The organism is Piscinibacter defluvii (assembly GCF_004011805.1).
GTDB lineage: Bacteria > Pseudomonadota > Gammaproteobacteria > Burkholderiales > Burkholderiaceae_C > Piscinibacter > Piscinibacter defluvii.
In genome coordinates, this window is the sequence record NZ_ML137197.1 from 151,356 (window position 1) to 177,054 (window position 25,699).

Sequence of the window (25,699 nt, forward strand, 5' to 3'; positions counted from 1 at the left end):
CCATGCTGGCCTTCCTGCGGGCGCACGCCCGCTTCTTCCTCGCGGCGGGGCTGTTCAGCCTGGTGATCAACCTGGCGCTGCTCGCCCCGTCGCTCTACATGCTGCAGGTGTTCGACCGCGTGCTGTCCACGCGCAGTGTCGAAACGCTGGTGATGCTGTCGCTGATCACCGGCGGCGCCCTGCTGCTGATGTTCGCGCTCGACCTGGTGCGCGCCCGGCTGCTGGTGCTGCTGGGCGCCCTGTTCGAGCGCGGCGTCGGCCGGCGCACGCTGGAGCTGGTGCTCGACTCGGTGGCGACACCCGGTTCGCCGGTGCACCAGCACGCGCTGCGCGACGTCGGCGCGCTGCGCGCCTTCCTCTCCGGGCCCGGCATCGTGGCGCTGTTCGACGCGCCCTGGATGCCGATCTACATCGTCGTGATCGCGCTGTTCAGCCCGGTGCTGGGCCTGCTGGCGCTGGCCAGCGCGATCGTCCTGGTGATCCTGACCTGGATCAACGAGCGCACCACCCGCGCCGCGCTCGAGCAGGCCCAGCAGCAGATGCGCGACGCCGGCCAGTTCGTCGACGCGGTGATGCGCAACACCGAGGTGGTGCATGCGCTGGGCATGGCGCCGGCGGTGGCGCGGCGCTGGGAGGGCCAGTCCGGCGCGCTGCAGACGCGCCAGCTCGGCATCCAGCGCATTGCCGGGCTGGTGGGCTCGGCAACGCGCTTCTTCCGCCAGTCGGTGCAGGTGGTGATGATGGCCGCGGCGGCCTGGCTGGTGATCGAGCAGCTGGCCACGCCGGGCGTGATGATCGCCGTCACCATCATCCTCGGCCGCGCGCTGGCGCCGGTCGAGCAGCTGGTCGGTCAGTGGAAGGCGCTGGTCGAGGCGCGCCTGGCCTGGCGCCGGCTCGACGGCCTGCTCGGCCGCGACGCGGCGCAGCGCTTTGCCGCCCTGCCCGAACCCACCGGCGCGATCACGGTCGAGGGCCTGACCTACGTGCCGCCGGGGGCGCAGAAGCCGGTGGTGCAGCGTGTCAGCGTCGAGATCGCCGCCGGGGAGGTGCTGGCGCTGATCGGGCCGAGCGGCTCGGGCAAGTCCACCCTGGCGCGGCTGCTGCTCGGCGTGCTGCCGCCCAGTGCCGGCGCGGTGCGGCTGGATGGCGCGGCGCTCTCGCAATGGGACCCCGACCGCCTCGGCCGGCACCTCGGCTACCTGCCGCAGGACGTCGGCCTGTTCGCCGGCACGGTGGCCGACAACATCGCCCGGCTGGGCGATGCGCACAGCGAGGAGGTGGTGCTGGCCGCCCAGCGCGCCCAGGTGCACGACCTGATCGTGCGCCTGCCCAAGGGCTACGACACGCCGGTCGGCGAAGGCGGCCGGTTCCTCTCCGGCGGGCAGCGCCAGCGGGTCGCGCTGGCACGTGCCTTCTACGGCAACCCGCGCATCGTCGTGCTCGACGAGCCGAACGCGCACCTCGACACCGAGGGCGAGCAGGCGCTGGCGCGGGCCATCGCCGACGCGCGCGCCCGCGGCACGACCGTCGTGCTGATCACGCAGCGCACCCAGATCCTCTCGGTGGCCGACCGCATCATGGTGATGCGCGACGGCATGGTCGAGCGCATCGGCGTGCGCCAGGACAAGGCCGCGGAGGCGGCGGCTGCCGGCGCCCCCGCCGGCGATCACCCGCCCGGCGCCAAGCCGCCGGTGCTGCAGGCCGCGCGCGCCCAGGGGACCGCATGAGCACCCCCCTCGCCAACACCCTGCCCGCGCCGACCGAGCCGGCCGACCTGGCCGCGCAGTGGACCGCCGCGGCGCGCTGGGCCGGCTGGGCCGGCGCCGCCTCGATCGTGGTGGCGGTCGCCGCGATGCTGGCCTGGGCGGTCTGGGCCCCGCTGGGCGGCGCGATCGTCGCGATGGGCCTGGTCAAGGTCGACACCAACCGCAAGACCGTGCAGCACCGCGACGGCGGCATCGTGCGCGAGATCCTGGTGCGCGAGGGCGAGCGGGTGAAGGCCGGCCAGACCCTGGTGGTGCTGGACGACGCCCGCATCGACTCCACGCTCGACCAGACCAGCAGCCAGCTCGATGCCTTCCGCATCCGCCAGTCGCGCCTGGATGCCGAGCGCGCGATGGCCCCCGCCTGGAAGCTGCCCGAGACCTGGCGCAAGCGCATCGGCGAGCCGCGGCTGGCCGAGATCGTGGCGCGCGAGCAGGCGCTGTTCACCACGCGCCGCGCCGCACTCGACTCGCAGCTGCGCCAGCTGCGCGACCAGATCGAGGAGGTCAAGCGCGAGATCGCCGCGCGCGAACTCGAGGGCACGTCGGTGCGCTCGGCACTCGCCCAGATGCAGGAGGAGGTGCGCCTGAACGAGGCGCTGGCCGAGCAGCAGTTCGTCAACAAGACCCGCGTGATGGCGCTGCAGCGCGCCGCCTCTGAATACCAGATGAAGCAGGGCGAGAACGCGGCCGAGCTGTCGCGTGCCAAGCGCAGCGCCACCGACCTCGAGCTGCGCATGTCCAGCCTGCGCGACGCCTACGTGCAGGAAGCCACCACCGAGCTGCGCGACGTGAACGGCAAGCTGATCGACCTGGAGGAGCAGCTGCGCAGCGCACGCGACGCCTCCACGCGCAAACTGATCACCGCGCCGGTGGCCGGCCGGGTGGTCGACCTCAAGCTCACCACCCCCGGCGGCACGCTCGGCCCGCGCGACCCGGTGCTCGACATCGTGCCCGACGACAGCCCGCTGATCGTCGACGCGCGGGTCGGGGTGGACGCGATCGGCGAGTTGCGTGTCGGCCTGCCCACCGACGTGCGCCTGACCACCTACCGCCAGCGCAACACGCCGCTGATCGAGGGCAAGGTGGTCTACGTCTCGGCCGACTCGCTGGTCGACCGGCAGACCGGCGCGCCCTACTTCGTGGTGCACGTCGAGCTCGACCGTGCCTCGCTGGAGCATGCCGGCAACCCGGCGGTGCTGCCGGGCATGGGCGCCGAGGTGTTCGTGCGCACCCGCGAGCGCAGCGCGATCGACTACCTGGTCGAGCCGCTGACCAACGCGATGCGGCGCTCGATGCGCGAGTACTGATCACCGGTACACCAGCCCCGAGAGCCGCCAGGCCAGCGTGCGGCGCACCGCGGGCAGCCGCGCGAGCAGGCGCAGGAGCCCGTTGCGCAGCGGCCGCAGCGCCCGCGGCACGGTGGCCAGGCGCGTGAGCCGGTCGGCCAGCGCCACCACCGCCTGCGCCGCCGGGCGGCGCTGCCCGCCGTAGGCCTCCAGCGCGCCGCGGTCGCCCGCCAGCGCACGCTGCAGCGCCTCGGCCAGCGCCATCGCGTCCAGGATGCCGGCGTTCATGCCCTGCCCGCCGGCCGGGCTGTGAACGTGCGCGGCGTCACCCGCCAGCAGCACGCGCCCGGCGCGGTAGGCGTCGGCCACGCGGTGGTGCACGCGGAAGCGCGAACCCCACAGCACCTCGGTGATGCGGGCCCGCCGGGCCTGCGGGCCGCGCGCATCGAGCAGCGCCTGCACGAAGCCGGCGTCGGGCCGCTCCGGCGCCTGGTCGACGGTGGCGACGATGCGGTGCACGCCGCCGGGCAGCGGCGCCGCCACCACCATGCCGGCAGGCGAGAAGTACAGGATCACCTCGTCGTGCGGCAGCTCGCCCTCGGCGCGCACGTCGGCCAGCACGAAGGACTCGTCGTAGCTGCCGCCGGAGAAGCCGATGCGCGCACGCTCGCGGACCGTGCTGTGCATGCCGTCGGCGCCGACCACGTAGCGTGTGCGCAGGGTCCGGCCGTCGGACAGCCGCGCGCTCACGCCGCGTTCGTCCTGCGCCAGGTCGAGCAGCTCGCAGGGGCGCTGCACGCGTCCGCCGAGCTCGGTCAGGCGGTCCAGCAGCACCTGCTCGGTGACGGCCTGCGAGACCATCAGCGTGAATGGGTAGCGCGTGGGCAGCCGCTCGAAGCCGATCGGCACCAGCACACGGTCACGATCCCGGATCGTGAAGCGCTGCGCCTGCAGGCCGCGCGCCACCAGGCGCGCCGACACCTGCAGCGGCTCCAGCACCTCCAGCGTGCGGGCATGCACGACGGCCGCGCGCGAGGTGTTCTCGCCGGCCGCCTGGCGGTCGATCACGAGCGCGGGAATGCCGCGCAGCGCGAGTGCCGTGGCCAGGGTCAGGCCGGCCGGGCCGGCGCCGACGATCAGCACGTCGGCATCGTAGGGAACGGGGGTCTCAGGCATGGGTTTCTCCAGCAGCAGTCCGGGGGGTGGGCACGGCGGTCCGCGTGAAGCGCCGGCCCAGCCGGCGCTTGAGGTCATCGACGAGGGTGAAGACGACCGGCACGTACAGCAGCGACAGCAGCGTCGAGGTGAGCAGCCCGCCGATCACGGCGATGGCCATCGGCGCGCGGAAGTCGGCGTCGGCGCCGATCTTCAGGGCGATCGGCAGCATGCCGGCGCCCATCGCCACGGTGGTCATCAGGATCGGGCGGGCGCGCTTGCTGCACGCATCCAGCATGGCCGCGCTGCGGCTCGCACCTCCCTGCAGGGCGACCAGCGCGTACTCGACCAGCAGGATCGAGTTCTTGGTCACGATGCCCATCAGCATCAGGATGCCGATGGTCGCCGGCAGCGACATCGCCTCGCCGGCCGCCAGCAGCAGGCCGAGCGCCCCACCGATGGACAGCGGCAGCGCAGCCATGATGGTCAGCGGCTGCGCGAAGTCGTGGAACAGCAGCACCAGCACGCAGTACACCAGCAGCACGCCGGCCACCATCGCGACGCCGAAGTCCTCGAACAGCTGCTTCATGCGCTCGCTGTCGCCGTACACGGCCTGCTTCACGTCGGCCGGCAGCTCGCGGATGGCCGGCAGGCGCGCGATCGCCTCGTTCACCTCGCCCAGCGGCGCACCGGCCACGTCGGCCTTGATGCTGACGCTGCGCCGGCGGTCGAAGCGCGTGATCTGCGCCGGCCCGCTGCCCATCTCGAGCTGCGCCACGCTCGCCAGCGTGACGCTGCGCCCGTCGGCGGTCGGCACGGGCAGCAGGCGCAGCGTGTCCAGGTCGCTGCGCGATTCGGTGGCCAGCTGGGTGCGGATCGCCAGGCTGCGCTCGTCCAGGTGCAGCTTGGGCAGCTGCGCGGTGGTGTCGCCGATGGTCGCCACGCGCACCGTGGTGGCGATGTCGGCCACGGTCACGCCGAGGTCGGCGGCACGTGCCGGGTCCGGCCGTACCAGCACCTCGGGGCGGCGCAGGCCGCTGGCCGCGGCCGGGTTGCCCACGCCCGGCACGCTGCGCATCTCGCGCTCCAGGCGCTCGGCGGCGCGCTCCAGCGCCGCGGGGTTGTCGCTGACCAGCACCACGTCGAGCACCTCGCCGGCCTCGCCGCCGCCGAAGCGGAAGCGCAGGCCCGGGATGGCACGCAGCTCGGGCTCGAGCCGCTTCTCGAACTCGCGCTGCGACAGCGTGCGCCGGCCCGGCGGCACGAGCGCGAGCGTCAGCGTGCCCGAGCGCAGCTCGGCGTTCGTGCTGCTGCCCATCGCGTCGAGCTGCGCGCCGGCGCCGATGGTGGTCAGCACGCCGGTCACCTCGGGGTGCCGAGCGATCACCCGGCGCGCCTGCGCGGCAGCGGCGCTGGTCTCGGCCAGCGTCGCACCGGGCGGCAGCTCGAAGGTGATGGTGCTCATGGCCCGGTCGCTGGCCGGGATAAAGCCGCTGGGCAGCAGCGGCGCCAGGGCGATCGAGCCGGCGAACAGCAGCACGCCGGAGGCCAGGCTCAGCCCGCGGTGCGCCAGCCCCCAGCGCACCAGCGCCAGGTAGCGCTGCATCAGCGGGCCGTCTTCCTGCGCCGCGCCGTGCGGCTTGAGCCAGTAGGCGCCCATCACCGGCGTGAGCAGGCGCGCCACCAGCAGCGAGAGCAGCACCGCGATCGCCACCGAGATGCCGAACTGGCGGAAGAACTGCCCCGGCACGCCCGACATGAAGCTGACCGGCACGAACACCGCGACGATGGCCAAGGTGGTGGCCACCACCGCCAGGCCGATCTCGTCGGCCGCGTCCAGCGCCGCCTGCAGCGCCGACTTGCCCATGCGCATGTGGCGCACGATGTTCTCGACCTCGACGATCGCGTCGTCGACCAGGATGCCCACCACCAGCGACAGCCCGAGCAGCGTGATCAGGTTCAGCGTGAAGCCGAGCCAGGACATGAAGAAGAAGGTGGGGATCACCGACAGCGGCATTGCCACGGCCGAGATCAGCGTGGCGCGCCAGTCGCGCAGGAACCACCAGACCACGATCACCGCCAGCAGCGCGCCGAGCACCAGCGCCTCGATCGACGCGGCGTAGGACTCCTTCGTGAACTCGACCGTCGAGTTGAACAGCGCGATCCGCATCTGCGGGTGCGCGGCCGACAGCCTGTCGACCGCGCGCTCGATGCCGCGCGCCACGTCCACCGACGACGAGCCGACACCGCGCATCACCTGGAAGGCCACCACGCGCTCCTCGCCGACGAAGGCGTCCTGGCTCGCGTCGGCGCTGCCGTCGAGCACCTCGCCCAGATCGCTCAGCAGCACCGCGCGGCCGTCGCGCAGCGTGATCTGCAGCGCGCGCAGCGTGTCCACGCCGGTGGCGCCGCCGAGCGTGCGGATGCTCTGCTCGCGGCCACCGACCTCGGCCTTGCCGCCGGGCAGGTTGACGTTGACCTCCCTGAGCTGGCGGCTCACCTCGGCCGCGGTGATGCCGTAGGCGGCCAGGCGCTGCGGCTGCAGCACGATGCGCACCTCGCGGTCGACGCCGCCGATGCGCTTCACCTGCCCGACGCCCGGCACGGTGAGCAGCGTCTTGGCCACCTCGTTGTCGACGAACCAGGACAGCTCGGCCGGCGTCCGGCCCGCGGCCTGGACCGTGTAGGTCATCATCGGCCCGCCCGAGGTGGTCATGCGCGTGATGACCGGCTCGTCGATGTCGCCCGGCAGCTCGCCGCGCACGCGGGTCAGCGCATCGCGCACGTCGTTGACGGCGCGGTCGATGTCCTTGCCGAACTGGAACTCGATGGCGGTACGCGAGCTGCCGTCCGACAGCGTCGACATGATGTGCGACACGTCGCCGACCGTGGCCACCGCGTTCTCGACGATGCGCGTGACCTGCGCCTCCAGCTCGGCCGGGGCCGCGCCGGGCTGGTTCACCGTCACGGTGACGACCGGGATGTCGACGTCCGGGAACTGGTTGATGCCCAGCCTGTGGAAGCCCAGCAGCCCGGCGAAGGTCAGCAGGACGAAGAGGATGATCGGCGGGATCGGCTGGCGGATCGCGTTCGCCGAGAGGTTCTGCATCATGAGCCGTTCCTCGCGGACTGGCCGGCCTGCTGCAGCGCGGCGGGCGCCACCTGCACCCGTTCGCCGTCCTTGACGAAGCCGGCGCCGGCCGACACCACCGGCGCGTCGGGTTCGAGCCCGCCGGTCACCTCGACCAGGCCGCGCTGGCGCGTGCCGGTGCTGATGCGCGTCAGCCGTGCCACGCCGTCGGCGCCGACCAGGAAGACGAAGGGCTGGCCGTCGCGGCTGAGCACCACCGACTCGGGCAGCGTCAGTATGGTCGCGCTGGCCACCACGATCTCGCCGCGGGCGTGGCCGCCGGCCTTCAGCGTGGCCTCGGCCGGTAGCGCCACGTGCACCAGGCCGTTGCGGCTGCGCGTGTCGACGGTCGGCGTGACCAGGCGCACCGTGCCGTCCATGCGCCGGCCGTCGGCCAGCACGATCTGCGCGGCCGCACCCGGCTGCACCTGCCCGAGCGCATGGTCGGGCAACTCGGCCAGCCATTCGAGCTCACCGCCCCGGATCAACCGGAACAGCTCCACGCCGGACTGCACCACCTGGCCGACGCTCGCGCTGCGCCGCGCGATCACGCCGTCGGCCGGTGCCAGCACACGGGTGTGGGCGAGGCGCACCTCGAGCTCCTGCCGCTGCGCGCGCGCCAGCTCGAGCTTGGCGGCCGCGGCCAGCGCGGCGGTGCGGCGCGCCTGCACCGTCTCGACGCTGTAGATGCCCGAGTCGACGATGCGTTCGGCGCGCTCCAGGTTGGCGTCGGCCTGCACCTTCTCGGCCTGCGCCTGGCGGATCAGCGCCTCCTGCTGCGCGAGCTGGGCCTGCAGCTGGGCGTCGTCGCCGCGCGCCAGCAGCTGGCCGCGCCGCACGCGCGCGCCGACCTCGACCAGCACCTCGGTCAGGCGCACGCCGTTGGCGTCGGAGCCGACGATCAGCTCGTCGCGCGCGGCCAGGCTGCCGCTGGCCGCCAGGCTGCGCGGCAGCGTGCGGGTGCTGGGGCGGACCAGGTCGACCGTCAGCGCGGCGGCGGCACCCGGTGCCACGTCGGCGGCAGGTGGCGTGCGCTCCTTGCCCCCCAGCGCGAGTGCCGTGCCGCCCAGCACAGTCGCGCCGATGAGCAAGGCCAGGCGGCGGCGCGTCGCGCGCTGCCCGGGGTGTCGGCTGGGGGTCATTGGTCGGTTCCTCCGGATTCGGGTTGAGCGGCAGCCGCGGTGGCCAGGCCTCGATGGCCGCCTCCGAGCGCCTTGAAGGCGGCGACCTGGCCGAGCAGCCGGTCGCGGTAGGCGTCGACCTCGTCGAGCTGCGCCTGGAAGTGGTGGCGCTCGGCGTCGAGCAGGTCGAGGTAGCCGAAGGCGCCGCTCGCGTAGCCGAGCCCGGCAAGCCGGCGCGAGCGCGCCAGCGCCGCCGTGCGCGCCTGTTCGGCCTGCAGCGCCTGCTGGCTCAGGTCCAGCGTGGCGTAGGCCTCGCGCAGCTCCAGCACGGCAGCCAGCACGGCCTGGCGGTAGCCCGCCAGCGCGGCATCGGCACGCGCATCGGCCTGCGCGACACGCGAGCGGCCCTGCCCGCCGTCGAACAGGTGGTGCGTGGCCGACAGCGCGAGCGACCACACCATGCCCGGCCCGTCGAACAGGTTCGAGAGCGAACGCACGTCGCTGCCGACGCTGCCCGACAGCGCGAGTGTCGGCAGCGTGGCGGCGCGGGCCGCGTCCACGTCGGCCTGCGCGGCGGCGAGCTGCGCCTCGGCCTGGCGCAGGTCGGGCCGGCGCAGCAGCAGCTCGGCCGCGTCGCCCTGCGGCAGGCGCGCCTGGAACGGCGCACCCGGGTCGAGCGCCTCGTGCGGCGCCTCGCGGTCGACGACCTGGGCCAGCGGCCGGCCGGCCAGCAGCGCCAGCGTCGCCTCGAGGGCCGCGCGCTGGCGCCGCAGCGCGGCCAGCGTGGCCTCGGTGCCGGCCAGCTCGGCCTCGGCGCGGCGCAGGTCGAATTCGTTGGCGATGCCCGCAGCCTGCTCGCGCCGGCGCAGCGCCAGCGTGGTGGCACGGCCGGCGCGCACCGCCTCGGCGATCTCGAGCTGGCGCTGCAGCGCGCGCAGGCCGAAATGCACCTCGGCCAGCTGCGCGCTCAGGCCCCACTCGACGCTGGCCCGCGCCCATTGCTGCGCACGCAGCTGGGCGCCGGCGGCATCGCTCGCCGCGGCGAGCCGACCCCACAGGTCGATCTCGTGGCGGGCGACCAGCGCGACGCGGTGGCTGCCGCCGACCCGCGGCGCGCCGGCTGGCGTGCCCTCGGCCGACTGGCGCGCGCGGCCGTGGCTGGCCTGCAGGTCCAGCGCCGGGCGGCGCGCGCCGCGCAACTCGTCGAGCCGGGCCTGCGCCTCGCGCACACGCGCCGCCGCGGCAGCCAGGTCGTGGCTGTCGCGCAGCGCCTGCTCGATCAGCCGGTCGAGCGCCGGGTCGCCGAACAGCGTCCACCAGCGCTCGATCGCCAGGCCCGCCTCGAGGCGGGCGTGGGCGGCCGGCGCCAGCACCGGCAGCTCGGCCGCAGCGACGAGGCGGCGCTCGGTCGGGGCCGGCGGTGCTGTCGCGCAGCCGGCCAGCACGGCGGCCAGCGGCACGGCGAGCAGCGCCGTCTTACGCATGGCACGGCGCGTCGGCCAGGTGCCGGCGCGTGGCCGGGCTGATGCCGCGCCATTCCGCCTCCACGGAGCCGATCTCGCTCGGGTGCAGGCCGATGTCGGCCAGGGTGCGTTCGTCGAGGTCGTGCAGGCTGGCGCAGCGGCTGCGCGAGGCGGCCAGCCAACGCAGCACGGCGCCGAGGGGGGACATCAGCAACATGGGGCTCTCCTTCTCGGAATGGGGTGAGAAGGGATTTCGCGCCCGGGCGGTTGCCCCGCGGTTTCCCGCGTGGCACGGCCGATTGCGCCTGAAACCGTCGCGCGCGACGGCCGGCGGGTGGCCCGCACCCCTGTTTCAACTGCAATGCGTCGCGGCGCCGCGCAGGGGGAGCGAGTCCGTATGATCATCCGGGCCTCCACACGCGCCGCTCCGATGACGGGTTACTTCTCGCGCACGCTGACGGGCAAGGTCGTGCTGTGGCTGGCGGGGCTGGGCGCGGCGGCGCTGCTGCTGTTCGGCGCGCTCGGAGCCTGGGTGCTGTACCGCCAGATCGAGACGCAGGAGCTCGAGCGGCTCGCGCTGCAGGCGGCCGAGCGGGCGCGCGTGGCCGAGCAGGTGCTGGCGCGCGTGACCGAGATGCACCTGACGGTGCGCGACGAGTTCGCGCGCCGCTGGCCCGACCTGCAGGACGCGGCCAGTGCCCGCCGCTTCGACACCCTGCTCGAGCGCGACGCCGCCGGCGCCTGGCGCAGCCGGCGCGAGATCGCCGACGGCCGCCAGTACCCGACCGGCTGGGTGCGCCAGGGCACGCCGCTGAGCGACGACCTGCGCCGCCGCGTGGTGCTGTTCCACGACCTGTCCACGCGCTACGGGCCGGGCGCGGCGACGCGCAACGACAACCTCTACTTCGTCAGCGTGCCCGAGCAGGCCAACCTCGGCTACGACCCCTTCCTCGCGCCGACCTGGAGCACCGACGTCGCCTCCGACTACGACCAGCTGAGCGAAGACTGGGGCCGCGTCGCCAACCTGCCGCCCGGGCCGGACCTGGCCACGCGCTGGTCCACACCCGAGTTCGACGCGGTCAGCCCCGGCATGGGCGCGGTGTTCGCGGCGCTGACGCCGATCCGCATCGACGGCCGGCACCTGGCGAGCATCGGCACCACGGTGGTCGTCAAGGAGTTCCTGGCGCGCGTGCTGCCGCCGGCCGGGCCGGAGATCCGCTACCTCGCGCTGCTGCCCGACGGCCGCATGCTCGACACGGCCGATGCCAAGCAGCCCGAGCGCGGGCGCGGCAGCCCCTATGCCGCGCTGCTGCACGACGGCGCGCCGGCCTACCAGGGCCGCGACGCGACCGATGGTTCACTCTACGCACTGGCGCGCATCGAGGGCCCGGGCTGGTACGTGGCCGCGCTGCTGCCGGTGGACGTGGTGCGCGCGCGTGCCGCCGCGCCGCTGCTGTGGGCGCTGACCATCGGTGCGGTGGCGCTGCTGCTGCCGCTGGTGATCGTCGCCGCGATCCTGCGCCGCCAGGTGGCGCGCCCGCTCGGCGCGCTGACCCGTGCCGCCGAGACGCTGGCGCGCGGCGACACCGCAGTGCGCCTTCCGGCCGAGCGCGAGGACGAGCTCGGGCGGCTCGCCGCTGCCTTCAACCACATGGCGCACGAGGTGGCCGAGCGTGATGCCGCGCTGCGCGAGGACAAGCGCCGCATCGAGCAGGCACTGGCCGACACCACGCGCGCCGAGGCCGAGCTGGCGCGCCAGCGCGAGGCGCTGCACCAGAGCGAGAAGCTGTCGGCGCTGGGCAGCCTGCTGGCCGGCGTGGCGCACGAGCTGAACAACCCGCTGACCGTGGTCGTCGGCCGCGCGATGCAGCTCGAGGAGCAGGCCGCCAGCGCCACCGACCGCGAACGCGCGCAGGCGATCCGCAGCGCGGCCGAGCGCTGCACGCGCATCGTGCGCACCTTCCTCGCGATGGCGCGCCGTCAGGACGCGGTGCGCAGCGCCACCGACCTGAACGCCGTGCTGCGCGGTGCGCTCGAGCTGCTCGGCTACCAGCTGCACAGCGGCGCGGTGCTGGTCCGCACGCAGCTCGACCCGGCGCTGCCGCGCGTGCTGGCCGATGCCGACCAGCTCTCGCAGGTGTTCCTGAACCTGCTGATGAACGCGCAGCAGGCGATGGCCGGCCAGCCCGGAGAGCGCCGCCTGCGGGTGCGCAGCCGCCGGCACGGCGGCCAGGTGCGCATGGAGGTGGAGGACAACGGCCCGGGCGTGCCGGCCGAACTCGCCGGCCGCATCTTCGATCCCTTCTTCACCACCAAGCCGGTGGGCGAAGGCACCGGGGTCGGGCTCGCGGTCAGCCTGGGCATCGTGCAGTCGCACGGCGGCACGCTGGCGCTGGAGACACCCGACGGCGGTGGCGCGCGCTTCGTCGTCACGCTGCCGGTGCTCGGCGCCGAGGAGACGCCGGCGCCGCTCGCCGGCCCCGCGCCGGCCGATGGCGCCCCCGGGGCGCCGCGGCGCATCCTGGTGGTCGACGACGAACCCGAGATCGGCGCACTGCTGCGCGAGCTGCTCGAGTCGGCCGGCCACATGGTCATGCTGGCCGCCAGTGGGCAGGAGGCGCTGGAGCGCCTGTCGACACAGGCCTTCGACGTCGTGCTCACCGACCTGAAGATGCCCGGCATGGACGGGCCGACGCTGTACCGCGAGATCGCCCGCCGCGACCCGGCACTCGCCCAGCGCGTGATCGCCATGACCGGCGACGCGCTCGGCGGCGGCGTGCAGGCCTTCGTGCAGCAGCACGGCCTGCCGCTGCTGCACAAGCCCTTCGACGCGCCGGAGGTGCTGGCGCAGGTCCGCCGGGCCGGCGGCGCAGGGCGCGCCTAGGAGTCTGCGCGGCAGAAACCCAGGCCCGCGCCGGGCGGGCCTGGGTTTCTGCCGCGCAGACTCCTACCGCACCACCTCCACCCCCGCCTCGAACACATACCCCGCCCCGCGTTGCGTGACGATGAAGCGCGGGCGGGCCGGGTCGGCCTCGATCTTGCGGCGCAGGCGCAGGATCTGCACGTCGATCGAGCGGTCGTAGACCTCGGCGTTGTGCAGGCGCGAGAGGTCGAGCAGCTGGTCGCGCGAGAGCGTGCGCTGCGGCGCGCACAGGAAGGCCGCCAGCAGGCTGAACTCGCCGTTGGTCAGCTCCACCAGCGCGCCCTGCGGGTTCTTCAGCCGGCGCAGTCCGACGTTGAGCTCCCAGCCGGCGAAGCGGTAGGCGCGCACGCGCGCCATCGCGTCGGCCACGCTGGCCTGCGCCTGGGCGCGCCGCAGCAGCGCACGGATGCGCGCCAGCAGCTCGCGCGTGCTGAACGGCTTGGTGAGGTAGTCGTCGGCGCCGAGTTCCAGGCCCATCACGCGGTCGGCCTCCTCGGCGCGGCCGGTGAGCATCAGGATCGGGATCGCCGAGCCCTCGCGCAACCGGCGCGCGATCTGCATGCCGTCCTCGCCGGGCAGCCGCACGTCGAGCACCACCAGATCGACGGTCTCGCGCGCCAGCAGCTCGCTCAACTCGCGCCCGCTGGCCACCGCGCTGACGCGCAGCTCGTTGCCGCTCAGGTAGTCGACCAGCAGGGCGCGGATCGCGGCGTCGTCGTCGACCGCGACGACATGCGGCCAGGCGGCGGGCGCCGGCACGGCGGCCCCGGCGACGGAGGCAGGAGGCTCGGACATGGTCGTCAGCATGGGTCAGGTCTCCTCGTTGTGCAAGGCGGGCGCCGGGCGGCGCAGCGCGCTCGCCAGTGCGCGCGCGATGTCGGCCGAGACGAGCGGCTTGTTGAGCACCGTCACGACCCCCGCCGCGCGGGCGCGCGCCGCCAGCGCGGCGCTCACGTGGCCGCTCATCAGCACCACCGGCAGCTCGGGGCGCAGCTGGCGGATCGCGACCAGCAGCTCGCTGCCGGTCATCTCGGGCATGGCCTCGTCGGACAGCACCACGTCGAAACGCGCCGGGTCCTCGCGCAGCGCGGCCAGCGCGGCGCGGCTGGACGTGAAGCCCACCGGCTCGTAGCCCAGCGCCGCGAGCGTCTCCTCGCCCAGGCGCACCAGCGCTTCCTCGTCGTCCACCAGCAGCACGGTCTCGCCCGCGCCGGGCGGCGCCTCGTCGGCCGGCGCGGCCTGCGGCGGCGCCACCACGCCCTGGCGCGGCAGGTAGACGCTCATCGTCGTGCCGGCGCCGGGCGCGCTCTCCACGCCGATGCCGCCGCCCAGGTCGGTGACGATGCCGTGCACCAGCGACAGGCCCAGCCCGGTGCCGACGCCGACCTCCTTGGTGGTGAAGAAGGGGTCGAAGATGCGCTCGACGACCTGCGGCGCGATGCCCTCGCCACTGTCGCGCACCTGCAGGCGCAGGTAGTCGCCGGCCGGCAGCGTGCTGGTGGCCACCACGCGCGGCGCGGCCAGCGCGACCGACTCCAGCGCCACCTCCAGCCGACCCTGTCCGCGCATCGCCTGCACGGCGTTGGCGCACAGGTTCAGCACCACCTGGTGGATCTGCGTCGGGTCGCCCAGCACGCCGGCGTCGCCGGCGGCGAGGCGGCGCTGCAGCGCCACGCCCGGCGGCAGCGTCGCGGCGATGCCGTCCAGCGCCTCCTGCACGACCGACTGCACGTGCACCGGCACGCGCTCGCTGATGCCGCTGCGGCTGAAGGCGAGGATGCGCTCGACCAGCGACTTGGCGCGCAGCGCCGCGGCCAGCGCGGCGTCGAGGTGGCGGCGCAGCGGGCTGCCGGCCGGGGCGTCCTTCTGCGCCAGCTCGCCGTAGCCGAGGATGGCCGCGAGGATGTTGTTGAAGTCGTGTGCGATGCCGCCGGCCAGCGTGCCGATCGCCTCCAGCTTCTGCGCCTGGCGCAGCTGCACCTCGAGGCGCTCGCGCTCGGCCTCGGCCTGCTTGCGCGCGGTGATGTCCTCCATCGAGCCGGCCATGCGGTAGGGCCGGCCGGCCGCGTCGCGCAGTGCCACGCCGCGCTGGCGGTACCAGTGCCAGCTGCCGCTGTGGTGCTGCAGCCGGTACTCGACCACGAAGTGCGGCGTGCGCCCGCGCAGGTGCTCGGCCAGCGCGCGCCGCACGCCGCCGATGTCCTCCGGGTGGTAGGTGCTGCGCGCGATCCACTCGTCGCGCGGGCGCAGCGGCTCGCCGACCTCGAGGAACATCAGCTGCTGCGCGCGCGGCGAGAGGAACAGCTGGTCGCTGGCCAGGTCCCAGTCCCACAAGCCTTCGTTCGAGCCCGCCACCGCGAGCTGGTAGCGCTCCTCGGAGCGGCGCAGCGCGGCCTCGGCACGCTGGCGCGCGTCGATGTCGCTCACCGAGCCGGCCAGGCGCAGCGGCCGGCCGTCGGGCGCGCGGATGCAGGTGCCGCGCACGCGGATCCAGCGGTAGTCGCCCTCGGGCCGGCGCACGCGGAACTCCACCGCGTAGGCCGGCGTGCGTCCGGCCAGGTGCTCGGCCAGCGCGTGGCGGCGCGCCTCCAGGTCGTCGGGGTGCACGGTGCGCGCGAGGCGCTCCTTCCACTCGTCGATGGGCAGGTACTCGGGCGCGTCCTGCAGGCCCGCGATCTCGCGCCCGCGCGCCGAGTTGTAGGCGATGCCGGCGACCAGGTCCCAGTCCCAGATGCCGTCGTCCGAACCGGCCACGGCCAGCGCGTAGCGCTCGCGCGACTCCTCCAGCGAGCGGCGCGCCGCGTCGACCCGCGCGAACTGGCGCAGCGCCAGCAGCAGCAGCGCAGTGGCCAGTGCGGCCAGGGCCAGCGTGCGCCCGGCGGTGCCCAGGGCCTGCGCGCGCCAGGGCGCGAGCGCGGCCGCAGCGTCGCGCGAGACGATCACCACCAGCTCGTACTCCGGCACCAGGCGCAGGGTGCCGAAGCGCTCGGTGCCGTCCAGCGGGCTCTTCATCAGCGCCGGCACGGCCTCGCCCGCGGCCACCGAGGCGAACAGCGCGGCCGCCTGCGGCTGCGGCCGGCCGAGCGCGCTGTCCAGCGGCGGGTGGCGCGCGAGGATCGGTCCCTCGAGCCGCGCCAGCGCGATGCGGGTCGAGGCGTCCGGCTGCACGCTGCGGTAGAAGTCCTGGAAGTAGTCGATGCGGCAGCGCCCGGTGACCAGGCCGTCGAAGCCGCCGTCGGGCCGCGTCAGCCGGCGCGCGATCGGGAAGAACCAGACCCCGTCGCCGCGGCTGCGGAAGGCGTCGCCGATGTAGACCTCGCGGCCGGGGTCGCCGGCCAGGCGCTGGAAGTCCGGCCGCTGGCCGATGAAGGACCAGTCGGGCGGCGGGTTCACCCACGACAGCGCGCGCGAGCGGCCCTGGGCGTCGAACACGCCCAGCCCGGCCACCTGGCCGAGCCCGATGGCCTGCTCGCGCAGCAGGGCGTGCAGCGCGTCGCCGTCCATCGCGGCCAGCGTGCCCTGGCGGTGCAGGCTGGCGAGGTGGCGCAGCACCACGTCGGCCGCCTGCAGCGTGCGCGCCGTCTGCTCGGCCAGCACACGCGCCTGCGCGTCGAGCTCGCGCAGCGTCGCGGCGATGGCCGCCTCGCGGCTGCGCCAGATGTCGTAGGCCGCCTGCAGCACGATCGCCACGATCACCAGTGCGCCAAGCGCGCCGATCAGGCGGCGGCGTGGGTGGTCGACCCGTGTGTTCACCGCGGCGCCCCCAGCAACTCGTGCACGGTCTCGAGCAGGGCCTCGCGCGGCACCGGCTTTGGCAGCACCGCGGCCACGCCGAGCCGGCGCGCCAGCTCGCCGCGGCGGCGGATGCCGGGGAAGACGGTGGGCGACAGCGCGATCACCGGCACGCCCGGGTGCCGGCGCGCCAGTTCGTGCAGCCCGCCGGGGGCCACCAGGCGCGGGAACGGCACGTCCACCAGCAGCAGGTCGGCGGGCGTGGCCGCGCCGGAGGGCTGGGCCACCACCGGGCCCCAGTCGGCCAGCCAGGCCGACACCAGGCCGAGCAGCGCGGCATCGCCGTCCAGCAGGGCGATGCGGTGCGGTCGTGCAGGGGGGCGGCGGTGATCGTCCATCGTTCCGGGCGATTTTGGGCACGCCGGCGCCGCCCGGCATGGCAGCCGGGGGCACGCCGGATTTCAGTTGAAAGAATCGCGCCGGCCGCCCCCCGCCCCGCGGGCCTGCCGTAGCATGCCCGGACGATGAGCTTCGCCCGCACCAAGATCCAGCCGCCGCAGCCGCGCGGGCGCGTGCTGCTGGCGCGGCCGCGCGTCGACGCGCCGCTGCGCGCGGCGCTGCTGGCGCAGCGCCTGGTGCTGGTGAGCGCGCCGGCCGGCTGGGGCAAGAGCGCCCTGCTCGCCCGCCAGCTGCAGGACTGGCCGGCGGGCGTCGCGCTGGCCTGGGTCTCGGCCGATGCGGGCGACGACCTGCCGCGCCTGCTCGAATGCCTGGTGGCCGCGCTCGAGCCGTACGACCTGCCCTGGCGCAGCGCGCCCGAGGCGCTGGTGGCCGGCGCGGGCGAGGCGGCCGGCCGCGCGCGCTTCACCGGCGAGCTGATCAACGCCCTCGAGGCCGCCGAGGTCGCGCACGGCGTGATCGTGATCGACGACCTGCACCGCATCGACGAGCCCGACGTGCACCGCTTCCTCGACGCGCTGGTCGAGCGCCTCGGCCCGCGCTGGACGCTCGCACTGGTGACGCGGCACGACCCGCCGCTCGCGCTGGCGCGCTGGCGAGCCGCCGGCGAGCTGACCGAGCTGCGCGCCGAGGGCCTGCGCTGGACCCGCGACGAACTCGCCGGCTGGCTCGCCGCGGCCGGCGCGCCGGCGCAGCGGCTCGACGCGCTGCTGGCGCGCACCGAGGGCTGGGCCGCCGGCGTGCAGCTCGCGCTGCGGGTCGAAGGCGGCGGCTCGCTGGGCAGCGAGCGCGCCTTCACCGACTTCCTCGCCAGCGAGGTGATCGACACGCTCGAGCCGGGCCTGCGCGAGTTCCTGCTGCAGGTCAGCGTGCTGCCCGAGCTGACCGCCGCGCGCGCCGCGGCGGTGACCGGGCGCGCCGACGCCGCGCGCTGGCTCGAGCGCATCGAGCAGATGGGACTGTTCGTCAGCGCGCTCGACGCCGCCGAGCCCACGCTCAAGCTGCACGACCTGTTCCGCGCCGCGCTCGAGCAGCGCCTGCTGCAGGAGCAGCCGCAGCAGCTGCCGGCGCTGCTGCGCCGTGCCGCCGCCGGCGAGGGCGACCCGCTGCGCCGCATCGCGCTGCTGCTGCGCGCGGGCGACACGGCCGGCGCGGCGCAGGTGCTGCTGGAGGCCACACCGGCCTGGATCACCGCCGGCGCGCTGCCCACCGTGCGCACGACGCTGGCGCAGTTCGACGCTGCCACGCGCGAGCACCTGCCGGCCTGGCACCTGGCGCGCTGCCTGCTCGCCTGGGCGCAGGGCGACTTCCCGACCATGGACGAATCGGCCCGCACCGCGCAGTCGCTCGGCCGCGCACTGGCCGATGCCGAGGTCGAGGCGATGGGCCTGGGCTACCGCGCCATCGCGCTGAACTTCCTGAGCCGGCGCGGCCTGCGCGAGCTGGGCGTCGAGAACCTGCGCGCCCGCTCGCCCGCGCCGCACGTCGTGACCGGCGTCGCGCTGGCCTGGGCCGACATCGACGAGGGCCGCTTCGACGAGGCCTGCCGGCGCTACGCCGGCACGCTGACCCACCTCGAACGCAGCCGCGAGCCGCACCTGTGGTACCAGGGCAACCTCGGCACGGTGGGCGTGCACATCCCGGGCATGGGGCCGCTGATCGAGCGCTGGGTGCAGGGCGCGCTGCAGGTCGGCGGCGACCAGCCCCTGACGCTGCGCGCGATGGCGCTGGTCACGCGCGGCTGGCACCGCCTGCTGGTGGGCGGCGACATCGACGGCGCCCGCGCGGCGCTCGCCACCACCCACGAGGAGCTGCGCTGGCTCGCCGAGCCGACCGGCGTGAACGCGCTGGCCACGGTGCTGGAGCTGCAGATCGAGGCCGCCGCGGGCGACGCCGAGGCCACGCGGCGCGCCGCGCGCCAGCTGCTCGACGGGCCGTCCACCGGCCAGGGCCACCGGGCACGCTGGATCGTGGCCAACTTCATCGCCGGCTGCGCCGCCGCGGTGGGCGACGCCGCGCTGCTGGCCGAGCAGGCCGCGGTGCTGCAGGCCACGCCGCCGGAGGGCGCCCTGCCCGGCCTGCACGGCATCGTGCTGGACATCGCGCAGGGCCACCTGGCCTGGCTGCGCGGCGACGCCGAGGCCGCCGCCGCGGCCTGGCAGCGTGCGCTGGCCGACCCGGTGAACCTGGTGCGCACCCGGCTCGATGCGCCGACCCGGCTGTTCCTCGCCGCCGCCCGGCTGCGCACGGGGCGGCCGGCCGAGGCCGCCGAGCCGCTGGCCGGGCTGCAGACGCGCCTGCAGCAGGGCGCGGCGGGGGCGCTGCTGTTCGCGCGGCCGGTGGCCGGCCTGCTGCGCGCGGCCGACTGGCACGGCCTGCTCGAGCCGGCCGACCGTGCCGCGCTCGAGCAGGGCCTGGCGCGCCTGGGCCCCGTGGGGGAAGCGCCGCGCCCGGCGAGCGCGGCCACACCGGCCGGCCTGAGCAGCCGCGAGCTCGAGGTGCTCGAGCGCCTGGCCGCCGGCGACAGCAACAAGCTGATCGCACGCGCCTTCGACCTCAGCCCGCACACCGTCAAGCGCCACGTGGCCAACGTGCTGGACAAGCTCGCGGTGAGCTCGCGCGGCCAGGCCGCGGCCTGGTACCGCGCCAACGTCTGACAGGCGCTGACGTGAAGCGTCTCGTCCAGGCTCCCAACCTCGCGCTGACCACGCTGTGGGCCGACATGCTCACGCATGCCGGCATCGAGGCCAGCGTGCAGCGCGCCTATGCGAGCAGCATCGCCGGCGAGCTGCCGCCCGACCAGGCGCTGCCCGAGGTCTGGATCGGCGACGACACGGCGCTCGAGCGCGCCCGCGTGCTGCTGGCGCAACTGCGCCGCCCGCCGGTGCGGCACTGGCGCTGCCCGGGCTGCGGCGAGGCGATCGACGGCCCGTTCGAGCAGTGCTGGAACTGCGGCACGGCGATGCCCGCCGCATGAAGACGGCCCTGACCCCGCGCATCGCGTTGCTGCTGGTGCTGCCACCGCTGCTGTGGGCCGGCAACGCGGTGGTCGGCCGCGCGCTCGTGGGCAGCGTGCCGCCGCTGGCGCTGAACGCCCTGCGCTGGTGGCTCGCGCTGGCGCTGCTCGCACCGCTGGCCTGGCGGCTGTGGCACACCCGCGCCGCGGTCGCCGCGCGCTGGGCGCACCTGGCGCTGCTCGGGCTGGTGGGCGTGGGCAGCTACAACGCGCTGCAGTACCTGGCGGTGCAGACCAGCACGCCGCTGAACGTGACGCTGATTGCCGCCAGCGGCCCGCTGTTCATGATGCTGGTCGGCGCGCTGCTGCATGGCGAGCGCCCGCAGGCGCGCCAGTTCGCCGGCGCGGCGCTCTCGCTGGCCGGCGTGGCACTGGTGCTCGCGCGCGGCAGCGCGCAGGTGCTGCGCGAGCTGCACCTGGTGCCCGGCGACCTGTACATGCTGGTGGCCACCGCTTCCTGGGCGGTCTACAGCTGGATGCTGGCGCGCCCGCCCGACTCGATGCGCGGCGACGCGCGGCCGCACTGGAACTGGGCCGAGTTCCTCGGCGTGCAGATGCTGTTCGGCAGCCTGTGGGCCACGCTGGGGGCGGCCGGCGAGGCACTGCTGGAGCCGGCGCCGATCCGCTGGTCGGCCGGCGTGGCGGCGGCGCTGCTGTACGTCGCGGTCGGGCCCTCGCTGATCGCCTACCGCTGCTGGGGCATCGGCGTGGCGACGGTCGGCCCGGCGGTGGCGGCGTTCTTCACCAACCTGACGCCGCTGTTCGCCGCGCTGCTGTCGGCCGCGCTGCTGGGCGAGTGGCCGGCCTGGTACCACGGCGTGGCCTTCGTGCTGATCGCCGCGGGCATCGCGGTCTCGTCGTTGCCGCGGCGCTGATCGTCAGAACGTGCCGGGGTAGCTGCCGCCGTCCAGCAGGATGTTCTGCCCGGTCAGGTAGCCCACGTGCGTGCTGCACAGGAAGGCGCAGAAGGCGCCGAACTCGGCCGGCGTGCCGAGCCGGTGCGCCGGGATGCCCGCGAGCCGCTTCGCCAGCACCGCCTCCATGCTCTGGCCGGTCTTGGCGGCGGTGGCCTGCGTGGTGGCCTTCACGCGGTCGGTGTCGAACCAGCCGGGCAGCAGGTTGTTGATCGTCACGTTGGCCTCGGCCAGGCGGCGCTGCCGCGCCAGCCCGGCGACGAAGCCGGTCAGCCCGCTGCGCGCGCCGTTCGAGAGGCCCAGCGTGTCGATCGGCGCCTTCACCGCGCCCGAGGTGATGTTGATCACGCGGCCGAAGCCGCGCGCGGCCATCGCGTCGACGCTGGCCTTCATCAGCTCGATCGGCGTCAGCATGTTGGCCTCGACCGCCCTGATCCAGTCCTCGCGGCCCCAGTCGCGGAAGTCGCCCGGCGGCGGACCGCCGGCGTTGTTGACCAGGATGTCGACCTGCGGGCAGGCCGCCAGCGCACTGGCGCGGCCCGCGGGCGTGGTGATGTCGCCGGCCACCGTGCGCACCTCGACGCGGGGGCACGCGGCGCGGATCTCGGCGGCCGTGGCCTCCAGCGCCTCGGCGCCGCGCGCGGTGATCACCAGGTTCACGCCCTCGCCGGCCAGCGCCGCGGCGCAGCCCTTGCCCAGCCCCTTGCTCGCGGCGCACACCAGCGCCCAGCGTCCTGCGATGCCCAGATCCATGTGTCGTCTCCGATCAAGTTCAGCGCCAGCGCGCCAGCAGCCAGATGCCCGCCAGCACGAGCGCGGTGCCGGCCGCCACCCAGGCGGTGAAAGGTTCGCCGAGGATCAGCACGCCCATCAGGATGGTGGACATCGGGCCGATCATCCCGGTCTGCGCGGCCAGCGTCGAGCCGATGCGCTCGATCGCCATCATCACCATCAGCACCGGCGCGAAGGTGCAGGCGGTGGCGTTCAGCAGCGAGAGCCAGATCACTGGCTCGGCCACCTCGGTGGCGGCCGACAGCGGGCGCAGCAGCAGGAACTGCGCGATGCACAGCACGCAGGCCACGCTCGTCGCCAGGCCGGTGAGGTGCAGCGAGCCGAGGCGCTTGACCTCCTCGCCGCTGTAGACGAGGTAGACCGCATAGCTGAGCGCGCTGCCGAACACCAGCGCCGCGCCGAGCGCGACGTCGGGGCCCTCGAGCTCGAACTCGTGGCCGAACACCAGCAGCACGCCGGCATAGCTGACCGCCAGCGCGAGCAGCTGGCGCGCGCCGACGCGGCGCCCGAACAGCACCCAGCCGAGCAGCAGCACCAGCGTCGGGTTGAGGTAGAGCACCAGGCGCTCGAAGCTGGCGCTGACATAGGCCAGCCCGGCGAAATCGAGAAAGCTCGCCAGGTAGTAGCCAGTGAAGCCGAGCCCGAGCACCGCGAGCCAGTCGCGCCGCACGAGCGGCGGCTTGCCACGCCCGGCCCACCACGCCAGCGCCAGGAACAGCGGCAGCGCGAACAGCATGCGGAACATGATCAGCGTCACCGCGTCGACGCCGTGGCGGTACGCGAGCTTGACGATGATGGCCTTGCCGGAGAAGGCCACCGCGCCGAGGCTGGCGAGCAGCAGCCCGGGCAGCGGAGTGGCGGCGCGCGGCGCGGCCGCGGCGGAGGGTGAATGCATGTGCGCGTCGATTCTATGGAGACGCGCCGGCGTACGCTCCGCAGTACCATGCGCTCCCCCAGCCGGCGGAGGGATGCCATGCTCGACGACAGGCAGCGCCAGTGGCTCAAGCGCGTGTTCGACATCGGCGCCGCGCTGCCCGGCGCGGACGATGCCGCCGAGGACGCCGGCGTCAAGCGCCAGGTGCTGGCGCGGCTCGAGCAGCTCGGCCCGGCGCTGGAGGAGCTCGACGCCGGCATCGTCGACGGGCGCTTCAAGGGTGCCGGCACGCCGGTGAAGGCCGCGGTGCGCGGCTACAACGAGGCGCGCGAGAAGCTGCGCGAGGCGCGCGCCAAACGCGACTGGGAGCGCGCCGAGCGGCTGCTGCCGCGGCTGGAGGCGGCGCTGCGGCAGCTCGGGGCCGAGTCCGGCGAGCGCCGCGGGCTCGACGACCGCGAACGCAGCTTCGCGGCGCGCAAGCGCTACCTGACCGAGTTTCCGGCCGTCCAGCCGCGCTTCAAGGAGCACTACGACCGCCACGCCAACCAGCCCTACGTCGGCGCGCTGGCCGCGCCCTGGGCCGATTTCGTGCGTGCCAACGACACCCGGCATGCGGCCGCGATGCAGCGGCAGTACGACACCGCCTGGGACCAGCTCGAGGCGCAGAAGGCCGCGATGGCGCGGCTCGAGCCGCCGCCCGGCAAGCTCGACCAGGCGCGCGCGCGGCTCGCCGCGCTGCGCCAGGAATGCAGTGCGATCCGCGCCGGCATCGACGCCGGCACCTACCCGGGGCTCGACACGGCGGCGGCCGCGTTCGCGAAGGACAGCCAGCTCGGGCTGGCACGGCTCGACGCCTTCATCCAGACCGACGAACCCGACCTGGCGCTCGAGGAGGTCGTGCGCATCGAGCGGACCCTGGCCGACTTCCGCAAGAAGGCCGGCGGCGCACTGGCCGCGCTGGCGCAGGACAGCGGCGTCAAGGCCCAGGCACGCGCCCAGGCCGCGCTGGCGCACGACCCGCAGCTGCTGCGCGCGCTGATGGCGCAGGCCCAGGGGCCGGCTGCGCTGGATGCGATGGTCAAGTCGCTCAAGGGCAAGGCCGAGGGGGCGCCTGCCAAGGCCTTTGTCGAGGCGGCCATCCTGGCGCGCTACGACATGACCTCGCTGGCCGGCGACCTGACCACCAAGGCGCTGCCGCGCCTCTATGCGGTGCTGGGCCAGGTGCCGGAGCAACACGCGCGCCACAACCCGAAGCTGCAGCGCATCGTGCGCAACCGCCAGCCGGCCAGCTCCACCTACGACGCCGAGGAGTGCAAGCTGACGCTGAACATCGGCAAGACCGGCGACACGTCGACCGAGTTCGACCAGGACCCGGATGTCGACCGCGAGGCCCGGGTGAAGCAGTCCAAGGCCAACACCTTCAACCACACGACGCTGCACGAACTCGGCCACTCGATCGACGACATGGACAAGTTCATGGACCAGCGCGGCCACCATGACGACTTCGGCGGCTGGCGCATGCACCGCGTCGACGAGATCGCCGAGATCGCCGGCACGGCCCAGGGCTTCTTCGCCGACCACCAGAGCGATCGCCTGTCGCACGGCTTCCTGCACGGCCTGCTGGTGTGCACGCTGAGCGGCCGGCCCTGGCGCAACCCCGCGCCCGACCCGGTGCGCGGCCTCGCGCCGCTGGAACGCTGCGTGGCCCAGCGGCCCGACCGGGCGCTGCTGCGCCAGCACCCGGCGGTGCTGCAGGCGCAGACCGATCGCGGGCTGCTGCTGCAGGCCGACGAGTGGGACGTGGAGCTGGCCAACGCGCTGTACAACGACCTGTGCAAGTCCGTGCCGCAGCTCGACCCGAACGTGAAGTGGCTGTGCGAGATCATCGGCCTGATCCTGCTGCGCCGGATGCCGGCCGACGCCGCGGTGGACGACCTGCTCGCGCAGCTGGTGGTGGGCGACCCCGCCACGATCGACCTCGACGCGCTGGAGCGGCACCCGGCGGTCGCGTGGTGCCGCTTCGCGTGCAGCGAGCCCGAGAACCTGTGGAAGCGTTATGCCGAGAAGCCCGACGGCTACGTGATCGGCGGGCGCTTCTACGGCCGCGTCGACGGCAGCTGGCGCAGCTACCGCGTGGCGGCGCGCAGCAAGGGCGTCAGCCAGTACCAGTTCAAGGCGCCGGCCGAATGGTTCGCCGAGCTGTACGCGGCCTACCAGATGAAGGCGCTGCCGGACAGCCATCCGGACGCCAAGTGGCTGGCCGTGCACTACCCGCGCCGCGCCGCCTGAGCGGCCACCCCGGAGGCCGCATGTCCGTCTTCAAGCCCGTCGCCTGCGACTGCCCGGCCTGCGGCAGCGCGATCCGCATCGACGCCTGCGACAGCGTCAACGGCGTGCGCCGGCCCGACCTGCGCCGCGACATCCTGGAAGACCGCTTCCAGCGCACACGCTGCAGCGCCTGCCGCAGCGAGTTCCGCATCGACCCGGCCTTCACCTACCTCGACGTCGAGCGCGGCCAGTGGATGCTGGTGCGGCCGGCCGGCGACCTGCCCCAGTGGCAGCGCTTCGAGGCCCAGGCCCGCGCGATCCACGCCGAGGCCTTCGGCGCGGATGCCGATGCGGCGGCGCGGGCGATCGGCGCGCGCCTCACGGTGCGGGTCACCTTCGGCTGGCCGGCGCTGCGCGAGAAGCTGCTGTGCGCGGCGCACGGCATCGACGACGTGGTGCTGGAGCTGCTCAAGCTCGCGCTGCTGCGCCAGCTCGGCGACCTGCCGCTGTCCGACACGGTCGAGCTGCGCCTGGTGGACGCCGGCGCGCAGCTGCTGCGGCTGGCCTGGCTGCAGGCCGCGGACGGTGCGCGGGTCGAGCAGCTCGAGGTGCCGCGCGAGATGCTCGCCGGGCTGGCGGACGAGGGGGCCGACTGGCAGGCCTTGCGCGCCGAGCTGGCGGCGGCACCCTACGTGGACTGGCAGCGCTTCGTGGTCGAGCCGGCCTGACAGGCCGCGAGAGCGCCGACGCGCGGCGGGGGCCTCCTACAATGCGCCGCCCTGCCCCGACCGCCCCGCCCG

Annotated in this window: 18 protein-coding genes; 8 read left to right on the top strand and 10 right to left on the bottom strand. The window is 74.7% G+C overall.

What is annotated here, in order from left to right; genetic code table 11:
• Nucleotides 1-2 precede the first annotated feature (2 nt).
• Entirely contained in the window at nucleotides 3-1,727 is a 1,725-nt protein-coding gene (locus D9C15_RS04505) for a type I secretion system permease/ATPase (protein WP_127996248.1), read from the top strand.
• Nucleotides 1,724-3,073, top strand: a complete 1,350-nt coding sequence (locus tag D9C15_RS04510; RefSeq protein WP_127996249.1) for an HlyD family type I secretion periplasmic adaptor subunit — start codon at nucleotides 1,724-1,726, stop codon at nucleotides 3,071-3,073. The genes D9C15_RS04505 and D9C15_RS04510 overlap by 4 nt, the downstream gene beginning before the upstream one ends.
• Here D9C15_RS04510 and D9C15_RS04515 read toward each other — a convergent pair whose 3' ends face one another.
• From D9C15_RS04515 to D9C15_RS04535, 5 genes are read right to left on the bottom strand one after another with little or no spacing between them, the layout of a single operon-like run.
• Nucleotides 3,074-4,228, bottom strand: coding sequence for an FAD-dependent oxidoreductase (locus D9C15_RS04515; protein WP_127996250.1), 1,155 nt, complete (start codon nucleotides 4,226-4,228; stop codon nucleotides 3,074-3,076).
• The gene (locus tag D9C15_RS04520) at nucleotides 4,221-7,319 is read right to left on the bottom strand and encodes an efflux RND transporter permease subunit (RefSeq protein ID WP_127996251.1); all 3,099 of its coding nucleotides are present in this window, start codon (nucleotides 7,317-7,319) and stop codon (nucleotides 4,221-4,223) included. The genes D9C15_RS04515 and D9C15_RS04520 overlap by 8 nt, the downstream gene beginning before the upstream one ends.
• Complete coding sequence (locus D9C15_RS04525; RefSeq protein ID WP_127996252.1) at nucleotides 7,316-8,479, bottom strand: efflux RND transporter periplasmic adaptor subunit; 1,164 nt, start codon at nucleotides 8,477-8,479, stop codon at nucleotides 7,316-7,318. Before D9C15_RS04525 ends, D9C15_RS04520 begins: the two co-directional genes overlap by 4 nt.
• Entirely contained in the window at nucleotides 8,476-9,942 is a 1,467-nt protein-coding gene (locus tag D9C15_RS04530; protein WP_127996253.1) for an efflux transporter outer membrane subunit, read from the bottom strand. The genes D9C15_RS04525 and D9C15_RS04530 overlap by 4 nt, the downstream gene beginning before the upstream one ends.
• Nucleotides 9,935-10,138: a YjiS-like domain-containing protein gene (locus tag D9C15_RS04535; RefSeq protein ID WP_127996254.1), complete on the bottom strand. Its 204-nt coding sequence runs from the start codon at nucleotides 10,136-10,138 to the stop codon at nucleotides 9,935-9,937. Before D9C15_RS04535 ends, D9C15_RS04530 begins: the two co-directional genes overlap by 8 nt.
• A 213-nt stretch (nucleotides 10,139-10,351) precedes the next feature.
• On the opposite strand from D9C15_RS04535, the gene D9C15_RS04540 reads away from it, so the two are divergent.
• Nucleotides 10,352-12,805 carry a hybrid sensor histidine kinase/response regulator gene (locus tag D9C15_RS04540; protein WP_205854720.1) on the top strand — a complete coding sequence of 818 codons (2,454 nt, stop codon included), beginning with the start codon at nucleotides 10,352-10,354 and terminating at the stop codon, nucleotides 12,803-12,805.
• A gap of 63 nt (nucleotides 12,806-12,868) precedes the next feature.
• Here the strand turns inward: D9C15_RS04540 and D9C15_RS04545 are convergent, their stop codons facing one another.
• From D9C15_RS04545 to D9C15_RS04555, 3 genes are read right to left on the bottom strand one after another with little or no spacing between them, the layout of a single operon-like run.
• Complete coding sequence (locus tag D9C15_RS04545; RefSeq protein WP_375138747.1) at nucleotides 12,869-13,651, bottom strand: response regulator; 783 nt, start codon at nucleotides 13,649-13,651, stop codon at nucleotides 12,869-12,871.
• Nucleotides 13,652-13,654: 3 nt separating this feature from the next.
• On the bottom strand, nucleotides 13,655-16,597 hold the full coding sequence (locus tag D9C15_RS04550) for a PAS domain-containing protein (RefSeq protein ID WP_127996256.1): 2,943 nt from the start codon (nucleotides 16,595-16,597) through the stop codon (nucleotides 13,655-13,657).
• Nucleotides 16,594-16,974 (bottom strand): response regulator, encoded by a 381-nt coding sequence (locus D9C15_RS04555; protein WP_127996257.1) that lies wholly within the window; start codon nucleotides 16,972-16,974, stop codon nucleotides 16,594-16,596. Before D9C15_RS04555 ends, D9C15_RS04550 begins: the two co-directional genes overlap by 4 nt.
• A gap of 126 nt (nucleotides 16,975-17,100) precedes the next feature.
• Between D9C15_RS04555 and D9C15_RS04560 the strand changes: the two genes are divergently transcribed.
• The 3 genes from D9C15_RS04560 to D9C15_RS04570 are packed head-to-tail and all read left to right on the top strand — an operon-like array spanning nucleotide 17,101 to nucleotide 20,926.
• Nucleotides 17,101-19,692, top strand: a complete 2,592-nt coding sequence (locus D9C15_RS04560) for a winged helix-turn-helix domain-containing protein (protein WP_127996258.1) — start codon at nucleotides 17,101-17,103, stop codon at nucleotides 19,690-19,692.
• Between the two features lie 11 nt (nucleotides 19,693-19,703).
• Nucleotides 19,704-20,012: a putative signal transducing protein gene (locus tag D9C15_RS04565; protein ID WP_127996259.1), complete on the top strand. Its 309-nt coding sequence runs from the start codon at nucleotides 19,704-19,706 to the stop codon at nucleotides 20,010-20,012.
• The gene (locus tag D9C15_RS04570) at nucleotides 20,009-20,926 is read left to right on the top strand and encodes a DMT family transporter (protein WP_127996260.1); all 918 of its coding nucleotides are present in this window, start codon (nucleotides 20,009-20,011) and stop codon (nucleotides 20,924-20,926) included. Before D9C15_RS04565 ends, D9C15_RS04570 begins: the two co-directional genes overlap by 4 nt.
• 3 nt (nucleotides 20,927-20,929) lie before the next feature.
• On the opposite strand, the gene D9C15_RS04575 is transcribed toward D9C15_RS04570, so the two are convergent.
• Both D9C15_RS04575 and D9C15_RS04580 read right to left on the bottom strand, forming a co-directional pair.
• A complete protein-coding gene (locus tag D9C15_RS04575; protein WP_127996261.1) occupies nucleotides 20,930-21,718 on the bottom strand; it encodes an SDR family oxidoreductase in 789 nt (262 codons plus the stop codon).
• Between the two features lie 19 nt (nucleotides 21,719-21,737).
• Nucleotides 21,738-22,652, bottom strand: coding sequence for a DMT family transporter (locus D9C15_RS04580; protein WP_127996262.1), 915 nt, complete (start codon nucleotides 22,650-22,652; stop codon nucleotides 21,738-21,740).
• A 78-nt stretch (nucleotides 22,653-22,730) separates the two neighbouring features.
• Between D9C15_RS04580 and D9C15_RS04585 the strand changes: the two genes are divergently transcribed.
• Both D9C15_RS04585 and D9C15_RS04590 read left to right on the top strand, forming a co-directional pair.
• Nucleotides 22,731-24,920 carry a hypothetical protein gene (locus D9C15_RS04585; protein ID WP_127996263.1) on the top strand — a complete coding sequence of 730 codons (2,190 nt, stop codon included), beginning with the start codon at nucleotides 22,731-22,733 and terminating at the stop codon, nucleotides 24,918-24,920.
• 20 nt (nucleotides 24,921-24,940) lie between these two features.
• The gene (locus tag D9C15_RS04590) at nucleotides 24,941-25,627 is read left to right on the top strand and encodes a CpXC domain-containing protein (RefSeq protein ID WP_164886643.1); all 687 of its coding nucleotides are present in this window, start codon (nucleotides 24,941-24,943) and stop codon (nucleotides 25,625-25,627) included.
• Nucleotides 25,628-25,699 lie beyond the last annotated feature (72 nt).

Excerpts from the sequence above, each read along its gene's own strand:
- D9C15_RS04505 (WP_127996248.1), top strand. The coding sequence starts at position 3 with ATGCTGGCCTTCCTGCGGGCGCACGCCCGCTTCTTCCTCGCGGCGGGG.
- D9C15_RS04510 (WP_127996249.1), top strand. The coding sequence starts at position 1,724 with ATGAGCACCCCCCTCGCCAACACCCTGCCCGCGCCGACCGAGCCGGCC.
- D9C15_RS04515 (WP_127996250.1), bottom strand. The coding sequence starts at position 4,228 with ATGCCTGAGACCCCCGTTCCCTACGATGCCGACGTGCTGATCGTCGGC.
- D9C15_RS04520 (WP_127996251.1), bottom strand. The coding sequence starts at position 7,319 with ATGATGCAGAACCTCTCGGCGAACGCGATCCGCCAGCCGATCCCGCCG.
- D9C15_RS04525 (WP_127996252.1), bottom strand. The coding sequence starts at position 8,479 with ATGACCCCCAGCCGACACCCCGGGCAGCGCGCGACGCGCCGCCGCCTG.
- D9C15_RS04530 (WP_127996253.1), bottom strand. The coding sequence starts at position 9,942 with ATGCGTAAGACGGCGCTGCTCGCCGTGCCGCTGGCCGCCGTGCTGGCC.
- D9C15_RS04535 (WP_127996254.1), bottom strand. The coding sequence starts at position 10,138 with ATGTTGCTGATGTCCCCCCTCGGCGCCGTGCTGCGTTGGCTGGCCGCC.
- D9C15_RS04540 (WP_205854720.1), top strand. The coding sequence starts at position 10,352 with ATGACGGGTTACTTCTCGCGCACGCTGACGGGCAAGGTCGTGCTGTGG.
- D9C15_RS04545 (WP_375138747.1), bottom strand. The coding sequence starts at position 13,651 with ATGCTGACGACCATGTCCGAGCCTCCTGCCTCCGTCGCCGGGGCCGCC.
- D9C15_RS04555 (WP_127996257.1), bottom strand. The coding sequence starts at position 16,974 with ATGGACGATCACCGCCGCCCCCCTGCACGACCGCACCGCATCGCCCTG.
- D9C15_RS04560 (WP_127996258.1), top strand. The coding sequence starts at position 17,101 with ATGAGCTTCGCCCGCACCAAGATCCAGCCGCCGCAGCCGCGCGGGCGC.
- D9C15_RS04570 (WP_127996260.1), top strand. The coding sequence starts at position 20,009 with ATGAAGACGGCCCTGACCCCGCGCATCGCGTTGCTGCTGGTGCTGCCA.
- D9C15_RS04575 (WP_127996261.1), bottom strand. The coding sequence starts at position 21,718 with ATGGATCTGGGCATCGCAGGACGCTGGGCGCTGGTGTGCGCCGCGAGC.
- D9C15_RS04580 (WP_127996262.1), bottom strand. The coding sequence starts at position 22,652 with ATGCATTCACCCTCCGCCGCGGCCGCGCCGCGCGCCGCCACTCCGCTG.
- D9C15_RS04585 (WP_127996263.1), top strand. The coding sequence starts at position 22,731 with ATGCTCGACGACAGGCAGCGCCAGTGGCTCAAGCGCGTGTTCGACATC.
- D9C15_RS04590 (WP_164886643.1), top strand. The coding sequence starts at position 24,941 with ATGTCCGTCTTCAAGCCCGTCGCCTGCGACTGCCCGGCCTGCGGCAGC.